Annotated in this window: 12 protein-coding genes; 11 read left to right on the forward strand and 1 reads right to left on the reverse strand. The window is 70.8% G+C overall.

All coding sequences use genetic code 11. The features are described from left to right. The first annotated feature begins 39 nt into the window (after nucleotides 1–39). From IT347_09440 to IT347_09465, 6 genes are all read left to right on the forward strand, one after another. The gene (locus tag IT347_09440) at nucleotides 40–1,104 is read left to right on the forward strand and encodes a LacI family DNA-binding transcriptional regulator (protein ID MCC6349797.1); all 1,065 of its coding nucleotides are present in this window, start codon (nucleotides 40–42) and stop codon (nucleotides 1,102–1,104) included. A 94-nt stretch (nucleotides 1,105–1,198) separates the two neighbouring features. Beyond that, complete coding sequence (locus IT347_09445; protein ID MCC6349798.1) at nucleotides 1,199–2,608, forward strand: Tat pathway signal protein; 1,410 nt, start codon at nucleotides 1,199–1,201, stop codon at nucleotides 2,606–2,608. A 20-nt stretch (nucleotides 2,609–2,628) separates the two neighbouring features. After that, complete coding sequence (locus tag IT347_09450; protein MCC6349799.1) at nucleotides 2,629–3,927, forward strand: sugar ABC transporter substrate-binding protein; 1,299 nt, start codon at nucleotides 2,629–2,631, stop codon at nucleotides 3,925–3,927. Between the two features lie 17 nt (nucleotides 3,928–3,944). Continuing rightward, entirely contained in the window at nucleotides 3,945–4,814 is an 870-nt protein-coding gene (locus IT347_09455) for a sugar ABC transporter permease (GenBank protein ID MCC6349800.1), read from the forward strand. A 77-nt stretch (nucleotides 4,815–4,891) separates the two neighbouring features. Further along, nucleotides 4,892–5,632, forward strand: a complete 741-nt coding sequence (locus IT347_09460; protein MCC6349801.1) for a carbohydrate ABC transporter permease — start codon at nucleotides 4,892–4,894, stop codon at nucleotides 5,630–5,632. Continuing rightward, nucleotides 5,629–8,913: a discoidin domain-containing protein gene (locus tag IT347_09465; protein ID MCC6349802.1), complete on the forward strand. Its 3,285-nt coding sequence runs from the start codon at nucleotides 5,629–5,631 to the stop codon at nucleotides 8,911–8,913. Before IT347_09460 ends, IT347_09465 begins: the two co-directional genes overlap by 4 nt. Before the next feature lie 9 nt (nucleotides 8,914–8,922). Here IT347_09465 and IT347_09470 read toward each other — a convergent pair whose 3' ends face one another. Beyond that, a complete protein-coding gene (locus IT347_09470) occupies nucleotides 8,923–10,278 on the reverse strand; it encodes a beta-glucosidase (protein ID MCC6349803.1) in 1,356 nt (451 codons plus the stop codon). A 375-nt stretch (nucleotides 10,279–10,653) separates the two neighbouring features. Between IT347_09470 and IT347_09475 the strand changes: the two genes are divergently transcribed. The 5 genes from IT347_09475 (at nucleotide 10,654) to IT347_09495 (ending at nucleotide 20,886) form a co-directional block, all read left to right on the forward strand. Continuing rightward, on the forward strand, nucleotides 10,654–11,763 hold the full coding sequence (locus IT347_09475) for a LacI family DNA-binding transcriptional regulator (GenBank protein MCC6349804.1): 1,110 nt from the start codon (nucleotides 10,654–10,656) through the stop codon (nucleotides 11,761–11,763). A 52-nt stretch (nucleotides 11,764–11,815) separates the two neighbouring features. Continuing rightward, the gene (locus IT347_09480) at nucleotides 11,816–13,726 is read left to right on the forward strand and encodes a T9SS type A sorting domain-containing protein (protein ID MCC6349805.1); all 1,911 of its coding nucleotides are present in this window, start codon (nucleotides 11,816–11,818) and stop codon (nucleotides 13,724–13,726) included. 91 nt (nucleotides 13,727–13,817) lie between these two features. After that, a complete protein-coding gene (locus IT347_09485) occupies nucleotides 13,818–16,499 on the forward strand; it encodes a TonB-dependent receptor (protein MCC6349806.1) in 2,682 nt (893 codons plus the stop codon). A gap of 32 nt (nucleotides 16,500–16,531) precedes the next feature. Then, complete coding sequence (locus IT347_09490; protein ID MCC6349807.1) at nucleotides 16,532–19,861, forward strand: hypothetical protein; 3,330 nt, start codon at nucleotides 16,532–16,534, stop codon at nucleotides 19,859–19,861. Continuing rightward, nucleotides 19,858–20,886, forward strand: a complete 1,029-nt coding sequence (locus IT347_09495) for a PorV/PorQ family protein (protein MCC6349808.1) — start codon at nucleotides 19,858–19,860, stop codon at nucleotides 20,884–20,886. Before IT347_09490 ends, IT347_09495 begins: the two co-directional genes overlap by 4 nt. Nucleotides 20,887–20,929: the final 43 nt, after the last annotated feature.

A 20,929-nucleotide genomic window follows, 5' to 3' on the forward strand; every position in this document is an offset into this window, starting at 1 on the left:
ACCGGCGCACGCGGCACGCGCGCAGCAAGTCGGGGGGCCATGGCCACCATCCGGGACGTCGCACGCGAGGCGGGGGTTTCGATCGCCACCGTCTCGCGCGTATTCAACGACAGCTCGCTCGTCAGCGAGCGCACGGGCCGACAGGTTCGCGAGGTCGCGGCCCGACTCAACTACTGGCCGAACGGGGTCGCGCGCAGCCTGATCACGAACCGAACGCACGCGCTCGGCGTCCTGCTGCCGGACATGCACGGCGCGTTCTTCTCCGAGGTGATCCGCGGCGTGGATCTCGCCGCACGCCGCCAGGGCTTTCACGTCCTCGTCTCGAGTTCGCACGCCGACAGCGAGACGCTCGCCGAGGCCCTGCGCTCGATGAGCGGCCGCATTGACGGGGTCATGGTCATGGCGCCCGACGTGGACGCGCCCGGCGCGATTCGCGGCTTCTCGCACCACTGCCCGGTGGTGCTCATCAACCCGGGCCAGGAGGTCGAGGAGTGCGACACCCTCTCGGTCGCGAACGCCGACGGCGCGCGCGAGATGGTGAAGCACCTGATCGGCCTTGGCCACCGGCGCATCGCGCTCGTGCGCGGGCCGGCGCGAAACCTCGACGGCGAGCAGCGCCTGCAGGGCTACCACCAGGCGCTGATCGAGGCGGGGATCGAACCCGATCCGCGCCTCGAGCTGCGCGGCGACTTCACCGAGCCTTCCGGCTGGGAGGCCGGCCTGACGCTGGCGCGGCTCGAGCCCCGGCCGACGGCGGTGTTCGTCGCGAACGACCCCATGGCGATCGGCGTGCTGGCCGGCCTCGCCGAGGCGCGCATCGCCGTTCCCGACGAGATCGCGGTGGCGGGGTTCGACGACATCGCGATCGCGCGCTACACGTCCCCGCCGCTCACTTCGGTGCGCGTCAACCCCTCGCTGCTCGGCGAGCGCGCGGTCGAGCTGCTGCTGCGCGCCAGACGCTCGCCCGTCACGGGCGTTCGACAGCACGAGGTGCTGCCCACCACGCTGGCCATCCGGCGCTCGTGCGGCGCGCCGCCTTCGCGGCGCGATCCCGAGACGGCGTTCCAGCGTCGCGTGCGCGCGCTGGCCCGCACCGCGGGCTGACCGGCCGCGCCCGATCGGAGAACCCGTGCCCCCTGCCCCGAAGCCTCGCCGTCCCGGGCGCCCGGGCGTTCTCCCCGTCGCCCTCGCGACCGCGCTGATCGCGTGCCTGGCGTCGTGCGGCGCCGGACGCGGCGCCGCGCAGGTGCGGGGCGCCGCCGCGCTGAGCCCCGAAGCGCACGCGTTCGCCGACACCGTCGAGCGCCGGGCGTTCGATTTCTTCTGGGAACGATCGGACTCGATCACGGGGCTCACACCCGACCGCTGGCCGACGAAGTCGTTCGCGAGCGTCGCGGCCATGGGGTTCGCGCTCACCGCCTACCCGATCGGCGGCGAGCGCGGCTGGGTGACTCGTGAAGCCGCGGCCGCGCGGACGCTGGCGACGCTGCGCTTCCTGTGGACGGCACGCCAGGACAGCGCGGCTTCCGGCGCGACCGGCTACCGGGGCTTTTACTATCACTTCCTGCGGCCCGAGGACGGCGCGCGCTTCGAGAAGGTCGAACTGTCGTCCGTGGACACGGCGCTGCTCATGGCCGGCGTGCTGTTCGCCGGCGAGTATTTCGCCGGCGGGACTCCCGACGAGCGCGAGATCCGGACACTCGCCGACTCGCTCTACCGGCGCGTGGACTGGACGTGGCTGCGGGTGCGCCCGCCGCTCGTTTCCCACGGCTGGTCGCCGGAGGAGGGATTCCTGCCCTACGACTGGGGCGGCTACAACGAGGCGATGCTGCTCTACGTGCTCGCGCTCGGATCGCCGACGCACCCGGTGGGGGCGGAAGCCTGGGCGGGTTACACGCGCCACTACCGCTGGGGCGAGTTCGAGGGCCAGAAGCACGTCAACTTCTCGCCGATGTTCGGCCACCAGTACTCGCACTGCTGGATCGACTTTCGCGGCATCCGCGACGCGTTCATGCGTTCGCACGGCCTCGACTACTTCGAGAACTCGCGGCGCGCGACGCTCTCGCAGCGCGCCTACGCGATCCGCAACCCGGGTGGATTCGCCGGCTACGGGCCCGAGATCTGGGGCCTCTCGGCCTGCGACGGACCGCTCGACGACACGCTCACGATCGCCGGCCGCCGGCGCGCGTTCCGCACTTACGCGGCCCGCGGCGCCTCGCTGCTCGACATCGTGGACGACGGCACGATCGCTCCGACGGCCGCCGGCGGCTCCGTCGCATTCACGCCGCAACTCTCGCTCGCCGCGCTCACCGAGATGAAGCGCCGCTACGGCGACGCGATCTGGGGGCGCTACGGCTTCCTCGACGCGTTCAATCCGACGCTGACGGTCCCGGTCGAGGTCCACCACGGGCGCCTCCACCCGCGGCTAGGCTGGTTCGACACCGACTGGCTCGGCATCGACCAGGGCCCGATCCTGGTCATGCTCGAGAATCAGCGCAGCGGCCTCGTGTGGGAAACGATGCGGCGCAACCCGTACCTTCGGCGCGGACTCGCGGCCGCGGGTTTTCGCGGCGGCTGGCTGGACGCGCCCGCGCCGGCGAGGCCATGAGCCGGCCGCGGCGCGCGGCGATGTCGCGGCGGACGGTCGCGATCGCGGTGGCGGCCGCCGTGCTGGCGGCGCTTCCGCTGTCCTCCGGTTGCGCCCGGCGCGATTCCCGCACGACGCTGCGTTTCTGGGGCATGGGGCGCGAGGGCGAGGTCGTCGCGCAGTTGATCGGCGGATTCGAGCGCGAACATCCGGACGTGCGCGTGATCGTCCAGCAGATCCCGTGGAGCGCCGCGCACGAGAAGCTGCTGACCGCCTACGTCGGCCGCTCGACGCCGGACGTCAGCCAGCTCGGCAACACGTGGGTCCCCGAGTTCGCGGCGCTCAAGGCGATCCGGCCGCTCGAGTCGCACCTGGCGAGCGCCGCCTTCGACAGCAGCGCGTACTTCCCCGGCATCTGGGACACGAACGTGATCGACGGGCTCGCGTACGGCGTGCCCTGGTACGTGGACACGCGACTGCTCTTCTATCGGCGGGACCTGCTCGAGCGCGCGGGCTGGGATTCGATCCCCGCCACCTGGCAGGGCTGGCGGGAGGCGATGCGCGCGGTCCAGCGCGAGGTCGGCGCGGACCGCTACGCCATCTTCCTGCCGCTCAACGAATGGAATCCGCCGGTGATCTTCGGTCTGCAGGCCGGTTCGCCGCTGCTCAAGGACGGCGCGACGCGGTCGGCGTTCCAGGACAGCGCGTTCCGCGCCGGCTTCGATTTCTACCTGAGCCTGTTTCGTGAAGGCCTCGCGCCGCCGGTCACCGGCAACGAGATCGCCAACGTCTACCAGGAGTTCTCGCGCGGCTACGTGACGATGTGGATCACCGGTCCCTGGAACCTGGGCGAGTTCCGCCGCCGCCTGCCGCCCCAGGAGCAGGACCGCTGGGCGACGGCGCCCATGCCGGGTCCGACCGGCGCCGCCTCGGGAGTCTCGCTCGCCGGCGGTTCGAGCCTGGTGCTGTTTCGCGACTCGAAGCATCCGCGCGAGGCCTGGGCGCTCATCGAGTACCTGTCGCGCCCGCAGGTCCAGCTGGAATTCTGGCGGCTGACCGGCGACCTGCCGGCGCGGGTCGAAGCCTGGCGCGACCCGGCTCTCGACCAGGACCCCAACACCCGGGCGTTCGGCGTTCAGCTGCAACGCGTGGTCGCGCTGCCGAAGGTGCCGGAGATCGAGCAGATCATGATCCGGCTTCAGGACTGGGTCGAACGGGCGGTGCGCGGAACCGTTCCACCCGACCAGGCGCTGGCGTCCCTGTCGGCCGAGGTGGATCGCATGCTCGAGAAGCGCCGCTGGCTGCGCGCGCGCGGACGCACGCCGGGAGGCCGGCCGTGAGCCTCACGGGCGAGCGCGTGCAGGCGCGGGCGGCGTGGGGCTTTCTCGCCCCGGCGCTGACGCTGCTCGCCGTCTTCTTCTTCGTTCCGATCGTCGCCGGGTTGCTGATGAGCTTCACCGACTTCGACCTCTACGCGATCGGCTCGCCCGACACGATCCGGTTCGTGGGCCTCGGCAACTACCGGCAGGTGCTGACCGATGGCGAGTTCTGGCGCGCGATGCGCAACACCGCCTTCTTCGTCGGCGTCGGCGGGCCGCTGTCGGTGCTGACCTCGCTGGTCGCCGCGCTGCTCGTGAACGCGAAGCTCGCGCGGGCGAAGGGCTTCTTCCGCACCGTCTACTTCCTGCCGGTCGTCACCACCATGGTCGCGGTCGCGATCGTCTGGCGCTACCTGCTGCAGCCGCGCTACGGGCTGATCAACGCCGGGCTCGGCGGCCTCGGCCTGCCGGCCGTGGACTGGCTCGGGGACCCGCACTGGGCGATGCCGGCGATCATCCTGCTCGCCGTGTGGAAGAACTTCGGCTACAACATGCTCATCTTCATCGCCGGCCTGCAGGCGATCCCCGAGGAGCTGCACGAGGCCGCGGAGCTGGACGGCGCCGGAGCGCGCGCGCGGTTCTGGCACGTCACGCTGCCGGCCCTGGGCCCGACCTTCCTGTTCGTGGGCGTGATGACGATGATCGGGCAGTTCCAGATCTTCGCCGAGCCGTACGTGATGACGCAGGGCGGGCCGCTGCGCTCGACGGTCACGGTCGTGCTGCTCATGTACGAGCAGGGATTCCGCTGGTGGCGCATGGGGCTCGCGACCTCGATGGCGTTCGTGCTGTTCCTGGTGACGCTCGCCGCGACCGCCGTGCAGATGAAGCTGCAGGGAGGGAGGCGGTGAGGCGGCTCGGACCGTCGCTGCTGCTGCACGTCGCCCTGATCGCGGGCGCCGTGCTCACGCTGACGCCGCTGCTGTGGATGGTGTCGGCCTCGCTCATGCCCACCGGCGCCGCGAACACGGTGCCGCCGCCGTTCCTGCCGCCCCGCGTCACCTTCGAGCACTACCGGGACCTGTTCACGCGGTTGAACCTGGCGCGCACCTTCGGCAACAGCATGGTCGTCACCGTGGGCGCGACGCTCGCCTCGCTGGTCATCAACGCCATGGCGGGCTACGCGTTCGCGAAGCTGCGCTTCGCCGGGCGCGAGCGGCTCTTCCAGGTGCTCATGGCCGCGCTCGTCATTCCGGCCCAGGTCGGAATGATGCCGCTGTTCCTGATGGTCAAGGGGCTCGGCCTCGTCAACACGCTCCCCGGGGTGATGATCCCGGCGCTGGCGAGCATCTTCGGCATCTTCATGATCCGGCAGTTCGCGCTGGCGATTCCCGACGACCTGCTGGACGCGGCGCGGCTCGACGGCGCGGGGGAGTTCGAGATCTTCCGCACCATCGTCCTGCCGGTGCTCGCCCCGATCCTCGTGACGCTCGCGACCTTCACCTTCCTCTCGACCTGGAACGACTTCATGTGGCCGCTGATCGTGCTCAGCGACGACGCGAAGTACACGCTCCCGGTGGCGCTCGCGAACCTCTCGGGCGAACACGTGCAGGACACCGAGCTGATGATGGCCGGCGCCGTGCTGACCGTTCTGCCGGTCCTGGCGCTGTTCCTCGTCATGCAGCGCTCGTACGTTCGCGGCGTGATGATGGGGAGCGTGAAGGGATGACCCGCGTGCGCCGCCCGGTCCTCGCCTCCGCCTGCGCGCTGGCGCTCGCCCTCCCGGGGGTGGCCGTCGCGCAGTCGCCGCCCGCACGACCGGCGCGCCCCGCCACCCCGGCGGTGACGCTCGCTCCGGGCCCCGTCGTGATCGACGGCTTCGAGAGCACGGCTCCCTGGTCGGCCACGCCCTCCGACGGCGTCTCGCTCGCGCTCGCCTCCGACGCGGGCGTTCACGGGCGTTCGCTGCGGCTCGATTTCGACTTCCACGGCGGCGGCGGCTACGCCGTCGCGCACCGCAAGCTGGCGCTGGACCTGCCCGCCAACTACCGGATCACCTTCCGCGTCCGGGGCGACGGGCCGCCCAACAACCTCGAGTTCAAGCTGATCGACGCCGGCGGTGACAACGTCTGGTGGTGCAATCGGCGCGACTTCGAGTTCCCGCGCGACTGGTCCGAGCAGGTGATCCGCCGCCGGGAGGTGTCGTTCGCCTGGGGGCCGCTCGGCGGCGGCGAGCCGGGGCACATCGCGGCGATCGAGTTCGCCATCACCGCCGGATCGGGCGGCAAGGGCTCGGTGTGGCTCGACGACCTCGAACTGCAGCCGCTGCCCCCTCCGGACACGACCGCGCACGCGCTGCTCGCGCACGCCTCGAGCGAGCTGGCCGGGCGTCCGGCCTCGTTCGCGATTGACGGCGACCCGCGCACCTACTGGGCGAGCGGGGACTTCGACCCGACGCCCTGGTTCGCGCTCGACCTGGGCGCGCAGCGCGAGATCGGCGGACTCGTCCTGGACTGGCTCCCCGACGAGCAGGCGCTCGACTACCTCGTCGAGATGTCGGCGGACGGCCGGGCGTGGCGCACCGTCGGCACGGTGCGCGGCAGCAACGGCGGCCGGGACTGGGTGAGCCTGCCCGGCGCCGAGGGCCGCTACCTGCGCGTGCGGATGCTGCGGCGGATGAGCTCGAGCGGAGTGTCCCTGGCGAACGTCCAGGTCGAGCCGCTCGAGTGGTCCGCGACACCGAACGATTTCCTGCGCGCCGTGGCCCTCGATGCGCCGCGCGGCGGCTGGCCGCGGACGCTGCGCGGGGAGATGGCCTACTGGACGGTCGTGGGCCAGGACTTCGACTCGGCCGAGGGGCTGGTGGACGAATACGGCCGGCTCGAGAGCGGCAAGGGCGGCTGGTCGGTGGAGCCGTTCCTGCGCACCGGTGGACGGCTCCTGACCTGGGCCGACCTGAGCGCGTCGCCCGCGCTCGTCGAAGGCCGGCTGCCGATGCCCGTGGTGAAGCTCGCGGGCGGCGGCCTCGAGCTCGGCGTGACCGCGTTCGCGACCGGCGAGCCGGAATCCTCCTCGCTGGTCGCCCGCTACCGTCTGCGCAACACGGGAACGAAACGCGTGGACGCGACGCTGGTGCTGGCGCTGCGGCCACTGCAGGTGAATCCGCCGTCGCAGTTCCTCAACACTGTCGGCGGTTTCGCGCCTCTGCGCTCGCTGGCGATCGACTCGACGGTCGCGCTCGCCAACGGCGATCGGGGAGTGACGCTGCTCGTGCGGCCTACGGCGTGGGGAGCGACGCCGTTCGCCTCGGGCGAGATCTCGGAGTGGCTGCGCGAGGGCCGGCTGCCGCCGTGGAGCGCGGTCACCGATTCGACCGCCCTCGCCTCGGGCGCGCTCGAGTACGCCTTGTCGCTCGCGCCGGGGGAGGAGCGCGAAGTGGCGATCCTCGTGCCGTTGCACGGTCCGCCCGCGCCGCGCGCCTTCGCCGACGACGCCGGAGCGCTGGCCTGGGCGTCGCGCACGCAGCGGCAGGCGGAAGCCGCCTGGCGCGCGCGGCTCGACCGCGTGACGATCCGCGTGCCCGCGGCGCTCGAGGTCGTGAACGCCCTCAAGGCGCAGCTCGGCTGGGTGCTCGTCAACCGCGACGGTCCCGCGATCCAGCCGGGGTCGCGCTCGTACGAGCGCTCGTGGATTCGCGACGGCTGCCTGACCTCGTCGGCGCTGCTGCGCCTCGGCGAGACCCGCGCCGTGCGCGAGTTCATCGAGTGGTTCGCGCCGTTCCAGTACGCGAACGGAAAGGTGCCCTGCTGCGCCGACCGGCGCGGCGCCGATCCGGTTCCCGAGAACGACAGCCACGGCGAGCTGGTGTACCTGATCGCCGAGTACACGCGCTTCACCGGGGATCTCGATCTGGCGCGGCGCATGTGGCCGCACGTCGCGGCGGCGGTCGCCTGGCTGGACACCCTGCGCGCCCAGCGGCGCGGCCCGCAGTGGCGCTCGCCCGAGAACGCGCGCTTCTTCGGACTGCTGCCGCCGTCCATCAGCCATGAGGGCTACTCCGCGAAGCCGATGCACTCCTACTGGGACGACCTGTTCGCGCTGCGCGGTTACAAGGACGCCGCCTGGCTCGCCGGGCAGCTGGGATTGCCGGACCGCGCGCGGATCGAAGCCTCGCGCGACACGTTCACCCGGGACCTCGTCGCCTCGTACCGCGCGACGATGCGCGAGAAGCGCATTGACTGGCTCGCCGGCTGCGCCGACCTGGGCGATTTCGACGCCACCTCCACCTCGATCGCGCTCGACCCCGTCAACGCCGAGGACGTCCTGCCCGATTCGGCGCTGCGCCGGACGTTCGAAATTTACTGGGGGAACTTCGAGCGCCGCCGGCTCGGCCGCGAGCCGTGGGACGCCTACACGCCCTACGAGTGGCGCAACGTCGGCGCGTTCGTGCGGCTCGGCTGGCGCGATCGCGCGCAGACGGCGCTGGCGTGGTTCATGAGGGACCGCCGCCCGCCGGGTTTCGAACACTGGGCCGAGGTCGTGTGGAACGGCGAGCGGCGCGAGAAGTTCATCGGCGACATGCCGCACACGTGGGTCGGCACGGACTTCGCGCGCGCGGTGATCACGATGCTCGCCTACGAGCGCGAGCGGGACTCCTCGCTGGTGATCGCCGCCGGCGTGCCGAGCGAGTGGCTCGCCGACTCCGGCGTGGTCGTACGCGGGCTGAACACGCGCTGGGGACCGCTCTCGTACTCCCTGCGCCGCGAGCCCGCGGGGCGCGGGCGCGAGCGCGTGGTGCTGTCGCTCGAGGCGACGGCCCTGCGCGTGCCGCCGGGCGGGCTCCAGGTGCCGCTGCCCCCGCTGCCGCGGGGCTGGAGCGCGACCGCTTCGGCGACCCGCTCGGCGCGGCCGGTGACGCTGGCGCCGGTCCTCACCGTGCGCGCCCTGCCGGCCGAGGTGACGTGGGAAGGCCCGGCGGCGCGCCGGCGGAAGGCGCCGGCGGGGCGCTGACGCCGCGCCTCAGTCCCCGATCACCGCGCCGTTCGTGCGGATCACCTCGCGGAACAGCCCGCCGCTCGCCTTCACGGTGCGCTGCTGGGTGGCGAAGTTCACGTGCACGATGCCGAATCGCTGCGTGAATCCCGAGCTCCACTCGAGGTTGTCCATGAGCGACCAGGCGAAGTAGCCGCGCAGGTCCACGCCCCGGGCGATGGCGGCGCGGCACGCGCGCAGGTGGCCGCGGAAGCTCTCGACCCGCAGCGGGTCGTCCACACCGCCGGCGGGCGCGACCGTCGGGTCGGGGAACGCGCCGCCGTTCTCGGTGACGTAAAGGGGCACGTCTCCGTAGCGCTCGCGAATCCACAACAGCGTGCGCTCGAGGCTCTGCGGGTGGTACTCCCAGCCGGTGGTCATGCGCACGGCGCCTTCGGGAACGACGCGCGCGTCGAAGACGGGCGGGCGCGCGGGGTCGTGACGCGTGAGCGCGCGCGTGTACCAGTTCACGCCCACGAAGTCGATCGGCCGCGAGACGCGCGCGAGTTCCTCGGCGCTCCACGGCCGCCAGTGTTCTCCGTAGATCGGGGCGAGCGCGGGAGTGTCCCGACCGAGCAGGACCGGATCCAGGAACTGTTCGTTGAAGTAGGCGTGCGCGCGCGCGGTGGCGGCCAGATCCTCCGCCGAGTTGGAGGCCGGGTCCTTGGGTTCGAGGTTGACGACGAGGCCGATCCGGTGAGGCCAGCCGCCGGCGCGGTAGGTCGCCACGGCGGCGCCGTGCGCGAGCAGCAGGTGGCGCGCGGCCCGCGGGGCCTCGGCGACGCTGGCGTGCCCCGGCGCGTTGACGCCGTGCAGGTAGCCCGCGTCCACGATCACCCACGGTTCGTTGAGGGTCGCCCACATCGGCACGCGGTCGCCGAGCGCTTCGAAGATCACCTTCGCGTAATCGGCGAACCACCCGGGCGAGTCCGGCGACAACCAGCCGCCGAGATCGTCGAGGGCGGCGGGCAGGTCCCAGTGGTAGAGCGTGACGCTCGGCTGGATCCCGCGCTCGAGAAGGCGGTCCACGAGGCGGGAGTAGAAATCCAGGCCCTTCGCGTTCACACGCCCGCGGCCCTCCGGCAGCACGCGCGACCACGAGATGCTGAAGCGGTACGCCGCCAGGCCCAGGGAGCGCATCAGCTCGACGTCGGACTCCCAGCGCCGGTAGTGATCGCACGCGACGTCGCCGGTGTCGCCGTTCGCGGTCCTGCCCGGCAGGTGCGTGAAGCGGTGCCAGATGCTGGCGCCGGCGCCGTCCGCCAGCGGCGAGCCTTCGATCTGGTACGCGGACGTCGCCGCTCCCCACAGGAAACCTTCGGGAAACTCGTTCGGTGGCGGCACTCGGCTCGGTCCTTGGGGGCGATCGAAGTCGGTTTGAGGGGATGCGTCAGGCGAAAACGGTTACAGACACGCGCAGCAGGATAGGGTGGGGCTCGGCGAAGCGTCCAACGGTCGGCCAGGGTGGGCCCGGGGATGGGGCTCGCGCGCTGCCCGTGCGCGACGGGCCAAGAACTTCCGGCACAGGGCGATGAAGGCCGCCGCGAGGACGCCGACGGGTCGGGTTCGCGCCCCATTTCGGCCGCCCGCGCAAGTGGCGCTTTACAACGCCATGCGGTCCATGTAATCGTTTTCATCGTTCGCGCGTCACCGGCAGGCCCTCGCGCGAGCGCACCCGATCACAACCCAGGTCCACCCCATCTTGGCGGGGGCAGTTCCGTGGCCACCATTCGTGACGTCGCGCGCGAAGCCGGAGTCTCGATCGCGACCGTCTCCCGGGTCTTCAACCAGTCGTCGCTCGTGCGCCCCGACACCTGCGAGCACGTGCGCGGGGTCGCGTCGCGGCTCGACTACTGGCCCAACAGCGCCGCGCGCAGTCTGATCACCCATCGCACGAGCGCGATCGGCGTGCTGCTGCCCGACCTGTACGGCGAGTTCTTTTCCGAGGTCATCCGCGGCATCGATCTGGCGGCGCGGCGAGAGAAGTTCCAGGTGCTCGTCTCCAGCTCGCACGCGAGCGCCGAGACGCTCGTCAGCGCCGTGCGCGCGCTGCGAGGCCGCATTGACGGGCTCATCGTCATGGCGCCGGACGCCGACGCGACCGAGGCGATCCAGGATTTTTCGACGCGCTTCCCGGTCGTGCTGCTGAACCCGGGACCGATCGCGCTCGAGTGCGCGTCGCTCGCGGTCGCGAACTTCGACGGCGCGCACGCCGCGGTCACGCACCTCGCGCGCCTCGGACACCGCCGGATCGCGATCCTGCGCGGCCCCGTCTCGAACTCCGACGCCGAGGAGCGCCGCCGCGGCTGGCGGCAGGCCCTGCACGACGCCGGACTCGAGGCGGCCCCCGAGCTGGAACTGGAGGGCGATTTCAGCGAGTCCGCCGGCTTCGCCGCGGCCGGGCGGCTGTTCGCGCTCGACACGCGCCCGACCGCGGTCTTCGCGGCGAACGACTACATGGCCGCCGGCCTGCTCGCCGCGGCGCGCGAAGCCGGCGTGAACGTGCCGGGCGAACTGGCCGTGTGCGGCTTCGACGACATCGCCATCGCCCGCTATCTGACACCGGCACTGACGACCGTGGACGTGGATGCCTGCGAGCTGGGAACGCGCGCCCTGCTCAAGCTGCTGCCGTTCGCGCGCGCGCGCCGGCCCGCCGAGGTGCTTCACGAGGTGCTGCCCACGCGCGTGGTCGTGCGGGCTTCCTGCGGGGCGGGGCGTCCGGCGGCCGCCGCAGTTCCCGCCCGGCGGCGTCATGGCCCGCGGCCCGCGGCGTCACCCTCGTTGCGGGAAGGGCGCGGCGCGCCGGGCGGCGACGGCGCTCCAGCCTGATGGTTACGAACCCACGATTCGCTTTCACCTACACCGGAGGGAGGTAAGGACCATGAAGAGAGGGGTACTCGTGGCGGTGCTGACGGCCGGCGCCGCTCTGGCGACGGTCCTGCCGAGCCACGCACAGTTCCAGCGGTACGATTCGATGTGGGCGCGCAGCACGAACGGCGCGACGCTGACGCTCGACGGCTACATGAACGAGCCGGAGTGGGCGCAGGCCGAGTCCGTGCTCGTCCGCTATCCGCTCGACAACGGCATTCCGGGCAGCGGCTGGAAGGACGAGGGCGGGTTTCCGGCCACGGACCGGACCTACGCGGTGTTCCGCTTCCTGACGGTCGGGGACCAGCTGTGGATGTGCGCGACGGTGCGTGACAGCTCGATCGGCGGCTCGAACCTCTTCAACCGCTTCGACGGACTGCTCATGTCCATCAAGAACCACGCGAACGGCTCGCGTCCCGCCACGCCGGGCGAGCAATTCATCTCGTGGTGGGCGAACGACACCGGCGACCCGAACCCGAGCGCCGTGGACCATGCCCCGACGATGTACGGCGCGTGGCGCACCCCCGACACGCCTCCCACGCCGACGCAGCTGCAGGCGTGGGACGCGCGCGTGACCTGGCTCGGCAAGGTCAACAGCGACACGACCGCCGACGCCGGCTACACGGTCGAGATGCGCTGCGACATGCCGCTGAACGGCTACGACATCACCCGCCCCGAGGGCGACGTGGTCGAGTGGAACGCCTCGGTGTACGACTGCGACTGGTACTGGCCGCTCGCGAACTTCTTCCGCTTCGCGGTCAACCGCTCGTGGATCCAGGGCCCGTGGGGCAACGCGTACTGGTACGGCGACGTCAAGATCCACTGCCGCCCCGACGTGACCATCGCCTCCGGCCCCGTGCCGGCGGCCGGTCCCGACCTGATCGTCCGAAACCTCGGCAACCTGATCGCCGAGCCGGCCATCGACGGCACGCTGGGCGACGCCGCGTGGATCAACGCGCCGAGCCTCGCGATCCGCTACGACGACCTCGCCCTGCTGGACTCCTACCCGGGAACGGGACCGTGGCGTTCGGGCCAGTATCAGGCCGAGGTCAACGGCAACGGCGGTGCCGCGTTCGTCGCCGACCCCGGCGACGCGACCGTGAAGTACTTCTTCAAGGGCACGAAGCTCTACCTGTCGTTCGACGTGAACGACCAGGTCGTCCAGGACGTCCTGGCCGAGGATCGCTGGGACGGGTTCAACGTCAGCATCAACGACCGCGTCCGGCGTTTCAGCGACAACAACCTGAAGAGCTGGGCCTGCGGGTTCCGCGTCGGGCCCGGCGGCTCCATGGTCCGCGTGTTCGACCTGCCGTACCTGCAGGACAGCCTGAATGCCGTGCAGGTGGCGCTCCAGCTCAAGCCCGGCACGACGGTGGACACGCTCGGCGTGGACACCGACGCGGGCTACACGGCCGAACTCTCGATCGACCTGACGGCGCTCGGCTACCCGGCCGATCTCGGCGATCGGGCGCTGTACTTCGGGATCACCTACTACGACGGCGATTCCTACAGCCCGATCACGGACAGCTACGGCACGCGCACGTGGTTCTTCCGCGAGCGTGAGTACCTCGACGGTCCGTGCGTCGCCTTCATGGATCCGAACCAGTACGTCACGACGGGCGTCGGCGACGAGGTGCCCTCGCGGCTGGAGCTCGCGGGCGCCTTCCCGAACCCGTTCCGGCGCGGAACCACGGTGCGTTACTCGCTGCCCGCGGCGGCGCGCGTGAGCCTCGAGGTCTTCGACCTGCAGGGCCGCGTGGTCGCTTCGCGCGACCTCGGCGTGCAGGCGGCCGGCTCCCGCCAGGCGGCGGTGCCGTCGTTCGCGACCCGCTCCGGCGTTTACCTGTACCGCCTGACGATGCAGGACGCCCGGACCGGCGCGAAGCAGGGAACGCTGGCCGGCAAGATGATGGTGCTTCAGTAGTCGTCCTCGGCGACGCTGGTCGTTCGCCGGACCCACGGGTCCGGCGAACGCCCGGCGGCGCCGGTCGTTCGCAATCCGGGGGCTTCCCGCCATGGAATGCTGGAAGAAGGGGGGACGGCGATTCGCGGCCACGCTGGCGCTCGCGTGCTTCGCCACCACCGCGCTCGCGGGCACGACCGGCAAGATCGCCGGCGTGATCACGAACGAGAAGAAGGAGCCGCTGACTGGCGTCAACGTGATCGTGATCGGGCAGCACCTCGGAGGGATGAGCGACGATCAGGGGCGGTTCACGATCATCAACGTCCCGGCCGGGGTCTTCGACGTGAAGGCGGCGGTGCTCGGCTACGCGCCCACGACGATCCAGGGAGTCGAGGTGAACGCCGACGCCACGACCCGGCTGGACATCGCCCTGAAGGAGCAGGCCGTCGCCATCGAGGGCGTGGTCGTCAGCGCACGGCGGCCGATCATCGAGACCAATCGCACGAGCAACATCGCCACCGTTTCGCGACAGAAACTCGAGTCGCTGCCCGTGCAGGAGCTGCAGGACATCGTGAACCTGCAGGCCGGGGTGGTGGACGGCCATTTCCGCGGCGGCCGCGTCGGCGAGGTGCAGTATCAGGTGGACGGCGTTTCGGTGAACAACGCCTACGACAACAAGTCCACCCTGCGCCTGGACCGCTCGATCCTCGAGGAGGTCCAGGTCATCAGCGGCACGTTCGACGCCGAGTACGGTCAGGCGATGAGCGGCGTGGTGAACGCCGTGCTGCGGCGCGGTGGCGAGAAGTTCCACTGGGACGCCGAGGTCTATTCCGGCCAGCCCGTGTACGCGGGATCGGCCGGCCGCATCGTCGCGCCGGGGCTTCGCCCGGCGTCGCAGCTCAGCTTCCAGGCGAGCGCCGACGGGCCCACCTTCCTGCCCCACACGACCTACCTGCTGAGCGCCCGGCGCTTCCTGGACGACGGCTGGATCCGCGGCGAGCGCCGCTTCGTGCCGACCGACACGATCTTTCACCGTCCCTACGCCGGATCGTCGGTGGACAGCGTCCGGCGGGCCGACCCGCACGGCGACGGCGGGGAGGTCGCGCTCGGCACCTCGCGCGAGTGGTCGGGCGTCGTGAAGCTCTCCAACAGCTCGATCCGCAACGTCGCGCTTCACTGGCAGGGCATCCTGAACGTGACCGACACCCGCCAGGCGAACTGGGCCTACCGCCTCGACCCGGACGGGCTCCGCAAGCAGCACACCTTGTCGCTGGTCCAGGGCATGGACCTCACGCACACGCTGACCGCCAACCGCTTCTACACCCTCAGCGTGCGGCAGAACTACAAGGACTACTCCGACTACGCCTACGAGAGCGTCTGGGACCCGCGCTACGACGCCGCGGGAGCGCCGTTCGCGCTGAACTCCGAGTACGAGGACGGCGCGCTGATCGGCGGCGTGGACCTCGGCCGATTCGTGCAGCGGACGAACGGCGTGGTGCTGAAGGGCTCGTTCGTGGACCAGGTGACGAAGGAGCGACAGCTCAAGATCGGAGGCGAGTTCCAGGCCCCGCACGTGCGCTTCGGCGCGCCCGGCTACCTCTCCTTCTTCGCGGACTCGTTGAACGCCGCCCAGACGATCCACCGGGTCGTGGATTACTCGCCCCGGTTCCCGGGCGTGATCGAATACCGACCGTTCCTCGGCGCCGCCTTCGCGCAGGAGGAGATCGAATGGCGCGACCTGACGCTGCGCGCCGGCGCGCGCGTGGACTACTTCGACGCCCGCGCGTCGCTGCCGAGCGATCTGGCGAACCCGGCCAACTCGATCACCGGCGTGCCGCAGTCGCACCCCCGGCGCGTCACCCCGAAGGTCTCGGTCTCGCCGCGCATCGGTGTCTCGTTCCCGATCTCGGACGGCGCGTCCCTGTTCTTCGCCTACGGGCACTTCTCGCAGTTCCCGGGCATCGGCGACGTCTTCACGAACGCCGACTACCGCCAGCTCTCCGACCTGCAGGCCACGAGCCCCATCGTCACGATGGGCAACCCCGACATCCGGCCCGAGCGGACGGTGCAGTACCAGTTCGGCTGGAAGCAGGCGGTGAACGAGAACCTCGGCGTCGACGTGACGGCGTTCTACAAGGACATTCGCGACTTGCTGGGAACGAAGATCCTCGAGACGTACAACGGCGCGCGCTACGCCCAGCTCTCGAACGTGGACTTCGGGAGCGTCACCGGCGTGACCGTCACGCTCACGCGACGGGCGCTGGGGCCGCTCAGCGCGACGCTCGACTACACCTGGCAGTCGGCGCAGGGCAACTCGAGCGATCCGAACGAGACCGCCGACCGCGTGGCCGCCGGCGAGGACGCCGAGCCGCGCTCGGTGCCCTTCAACTGGGACCAGCGGCACACGCTCAACCTGACCACCGTGCTGTCGAAGCCCGGCGACTACTCGCTCAGCGCGATCCTGCGCGTGCAGAGCGGCCAGCCCTACACGCCGGTGCTTTCGGCCGGATTCTCGGGCGGTCTCGAGACCAACTCGGGACGCAAGCCCGTCTCGATGCTCGCGGACCTGCGCGGCGAGAAGTCCATGTCGCTCTTCGGCACGCGTGTGCGCTGGTTCGGACGGGTGTTCAACCTGTTCGACACCCGCTTCTTCAACGGTTTCGTGTTCACCAGCTCCGGGGACCCGTACTACACGCGCTTCCCGGTCAAGGACAAGGCCACGCTCGACGACCCGACGCGTTTTTACGGTCCGCGCCGCGTCGAAGTCGGGCTCTCGCTGAACGTGGCGAAATGATGGCTCACCCGAATCGTCACGAGGAACGTGACATGACGCCGAATCCAGTCGTCCCACGCGCGGCTCGCGCCGTCCTGCTCGGCGCCGTGGTGTTCGCCGCGTTCGCGGCCGCGCCCGCACGCGGAGCTCAGCCTCTTTCCATTCCGCCGGACCAGCGCGCCAGCATCTCCGCCGAGCGCATGGGCACCCACGACGCCAACAATATCCGCACCCGCTTCTGGAACTTCGGCATGGTCGGGGACTATCCCGCCGACCCGGGCAACGTGGACCTCAGCATCTTCCATTCGGCCGAGGTGCCCCGCGGCACCGGCATGAATTACACGGACGGCATCACGCCCTTCGTCCTGACCCGCTACCACGCCGTCGGGGACAGCTCGGGCGCCTGGCGCTACGTGATGGAGACCGGCTACCGGGAACGGCAGGCGTTCGACCAGCTCGGGCGCATAATGCGTTTCGAGCCGCGGCCCGGTTATTTCCAGCCCGACCCGTTCATCAACGTGGGACGTTCGCCGGCGATGAGTCACGACCCGCGCACCTGGCCGGAGCGATGGCCCGACCGGCTGAACGACCCCGACGATCCGGGCTGGTCCGGGAGCTGGGACGGCTACTTCGGCAAGCGGCCCGCCGCCGACCAGGAGAGCTACACGGTCATGGACGACCAGTACTACAGCATCCTGCCGTTCAATCCCGATTCCACCGACCTGAGCCGGCGGGGCCTCGGGCTGAAGGTCGAGGTGCGCGGCTTCCAGTGGTCGAATCCGCAGGCCGGCAACGTGATCTTCTGGCACTACGACATCACCAACGAGGGTACGTCCGATTACCCGGACGCCGTCTTCGGCATGTACATGGACTCCGGGGTGGGCGGCTCGTCGCTGTCGTGCGACGGGGTCTACGAATCCGACGACGACAACGCGTTCTTCGATCGTTCCCTCGGGCTGAACCTCGTCTACACGTGGGACGACCACGGACACGGCGTGGATCTGAACAGCACCTGCAGCCGGACCGGCTACCTCGGCTACGCCTACCTCGAGACACCGGGCAAGCCGCGGGACGGCCTCGACAACGACGACGACGGCATCACCGACGAGAAGCGCGACGGCGGGCCGGGGCAGCTGATCGTCGGGCAGGAAGCGATCCGCGCCTGGGTCGAGGCGCACTACGACACCGTCAAGTTCTTCGCCGCGTACGGCCCGATCGAGAAGCGCCCGGCCTACGTCGCCGAACGCTGGTGGACGGGTGACGAGGACATGGACTGGACCGCGGCGATCAGCGACGTCGGCGCGGACGGCGTCGCGGGCACGGGGGACACCGGCGAGGGCGACGGCGTCCCCACCGAGGGCGAGCCCAACTTCGACCGCACGGACCTGAACGAGTCCGACCAGATCGGGCTGACCGGCTTCCGCATGAACCGCATCGCCAAGGGCCCCGGCAACACCGACTACCACGAACCGGACGGCATCACGTTCGCGAACGTGGACAACAAGGACTGGCCGCGGCTGCTGTACGAGCAGTTCACCGACGGAAACCCGTCGGCGCGTTTCGACTCGGCGGCGGCGGAGAACTGGAACATCGCCTTCCTGTTCGCCTCCGGTCCCTTCGACCTGGCGCCGGGTCAGCACGAACGCTTCAGCCTCGCGCTCGCCTACGGCAGCACGCTGCCGGAACTGCGCGCCGCGGTGCACACGGTCCAGCAGATCTACGACGCGAACTATCAGTTCGCCATTCCGCCGACGCGCCCCACGGTCACCGCGGAGACCGGCGACCGGCGCGTGAGGCTGACCTGGGACGACGCGGCCGAGCGCTCGCTCGATCCGGTCACCTTCGACCACGACTTCGAGGGATACCGCATCTACCGCTCCACCGACCCGGACTTCCTCGACCCCAAGAAGATCTTCAACGGCCAGGGCACACAGCCGATCGGCAACGGCCAGCCCATCGCGCAGTTCGATCTCGTGGACGGCAGGCTCGGCTACTCGCGGCTGTCGGTGGAGGGCGTGCAGTACTGGCTCGGCACCGACGGCGGCATCACGCACACCTGGACCGACACGACGGTGACCAACGGCCAGCAGTACTACTACGCCGTCTGCGCCTACGACTACGGGTTCGACACCGGGGTGGACTCGACCTCGTTCTATCCGTCCGAGAACTCGATTCCCGTCTCGCGCACGCCACGCGGCGGACTGATCCTGCCCTCGAACGTGGTCGCGGTGCGGCCCGAGCCGCGGGTCGCCGGCTGGGAGCCGGCGAGCACGACCGCGGCGGGCCACTCCGTCGGAGAGGGCAACGGAAGCGTGCGGCTCGAGGTCGTGAACTCGAATCAGGTGCCCGACGGGCACCTGTTCGCGCTCGGTTTCCACGCCGACCCCGACAGCGTGCGGGCGCAGCGCTACTGGCTGCGCGACAGCACCGCGCACGAACTGCTGTTCGAGAGCGGCGGCGATCTGCTCGGCGCGGGCGTCGGCCCGGTCGGGGCGGGCCTGCTGCCGGTCGTCGAGACGGCGCCGCAGGTGGTCGTCGTGGACTCCACCTCCGCATGGCAGCCCGGCAGCGCGACGACGGCGAGGATCCGCGTCAACGCCGGCGGCTTCGCGCCGGCGCTGGACCCGAACCTGCGCCGGCCCGGCTACCCGTACGACCTGTACGTCGTCTTCGACGACGCGGTGCGCGACACGGGCATCATCCTCGGCGCCCAGCCCAGCAATGCGGAGACGACCAACGTCGCGCGCTTCCAGGTCTTCGCCCGCACGCCGCAGGGCGACGTCCGGCTTCGCTTCCGCTTCCGCGACCTCAAGCAGGGCGCGCTGGCGAAGGACGGCACGCTGAACCAGGCTGCCGAGTACATCGAGGTCGAGACCTACCAGCCCGGCGACCCGACGCCGCGGCCCACGTGGCGGCTCACGCTCGATCCCGCCTCGCTGGCCGGACTCGTCAAGCCGCGGCTCGGTGACGTGTACCGGCTCGACGTCCAGCCGCCGCTGACCGTGGACGACGTCTTCACCTTCACGACCGCCGGCCAGCGGGTGAATGGCGCCGCCGCGACCGCCGACTGGCAACGCAAGCCGTACGTCGTTCCGAACCCCTACGTCGGAGCGGCCAGCTTCGAGCCCCAGCGCTTCGCGAGTTCGGGGCGCGGCGAGCGGCGCATGGAGTTCCGCTCGATTCCGCAAGGGGGGCTGGTGCGCATCTACACGGTGCACGGCGACCTCGTGCGGACGCTCCGGCAGGACGGGTCGCTGGACGGTTACGTGCCGTGGGACCTGCGAACGCGGGACAACCTCGACGTGGCCCCGGGGCTGTACGTCTACCACGTCGAGGCGCCCGGGCTCGGCACCTACGTCGGCAAGTTCGCGGTGATCAAGTGAGCGCGGCGCACGGCGGCACCCGTCGAGTCCTCACCGCCTGGTTCGCCCTGACGCTGGTGGCCGGCGGCGCCGGAGCGCAGACGAACACCGGCACGACCATCGGTCAGTTCATGCTCATCGAGCCCGACGCGCGGGTGGCCGGCATGGGCAACGCGGGCGCCACGCTGTACGACGGTCTGCGCGGCACCTACTACAACCCGGCGTCCATCGGCCACGTCGGCGGGATCGAGGCGGTGTTCTCGCACAACGCGTGGTTCGCCGGCATCACCCACGACTGGGCGGGCGTCGCGATTCCGGTCGGAAGCCTGGGCGCCGTCTACGGCACCGTCACGTCGCTCAACTCCGGCGAAATGGACGTGCGCACGGTGGACGCCCCGCTCGGGACGGGCGAGCGCTTCAGCGTCAACGACGTCGCGCTGTCGGTCGGCTACGGCCGGCAGGTGTCGCTCCGCTTCGCGGCCGGCGGGCAGGTGAACTGGGCGCAGGAGACCATCTGGCACACTTCGGCCTCCACGTTCACGTTCAACTTCGGCACGTTGTACCGCGTCTCGGACGACGGCATGCGCATCGCGGCCAGCCTCTCGAACTTCGGCACGCGCGGCGGCTTCGCCGGCCGCGACCTGCGGTTCACCTACGACAACGTGCCCGGACAGAACGGCGACAACAGCACGCTGCCCGCCGAACGCTTCACCGATTCCTTCGCCGTTCCGGTGCTGTTCCGTGTCGGCGTTGGGCTGCCGGTGCGGCTCAGCGACGTCCACCGCCTGATGCTCGTCGCGGACGCGTTCCACCCCAACGACAACGCCGAAAGCGTCAGCCTCGGCGCCGAGCTTTCGCACAAGGACCTGATCGCCGTCCGCGCCGGCTGGCAGAACCTGTTTCTGCGCGATTCCGAAACCGGCATCACCCTCGGCGCGGGCCTGCGGGCGCGCTACGAGGCCGTCACCTACCGATTCGACTACGCGTGGGCCGACCAGGGCCGCCTCGGCGGCTCGCACCGGTTCACCGTGGCCGTGGGACTTTGAACGCACCCCCCGAACCTCGCGGGCCGCGGCCCGCCGGAGCCCG

It is taken from the genome of Candidatus Eisenbacteria bacterium (assembly GCA_020847735.1).
In the GTDB taxonomy this organism is placed as follows: Bacteria; Eisenbacteria; RBG-16-71-46; order RBG-16-71-46; family RBG-16-71-46; genus CAIXRL01.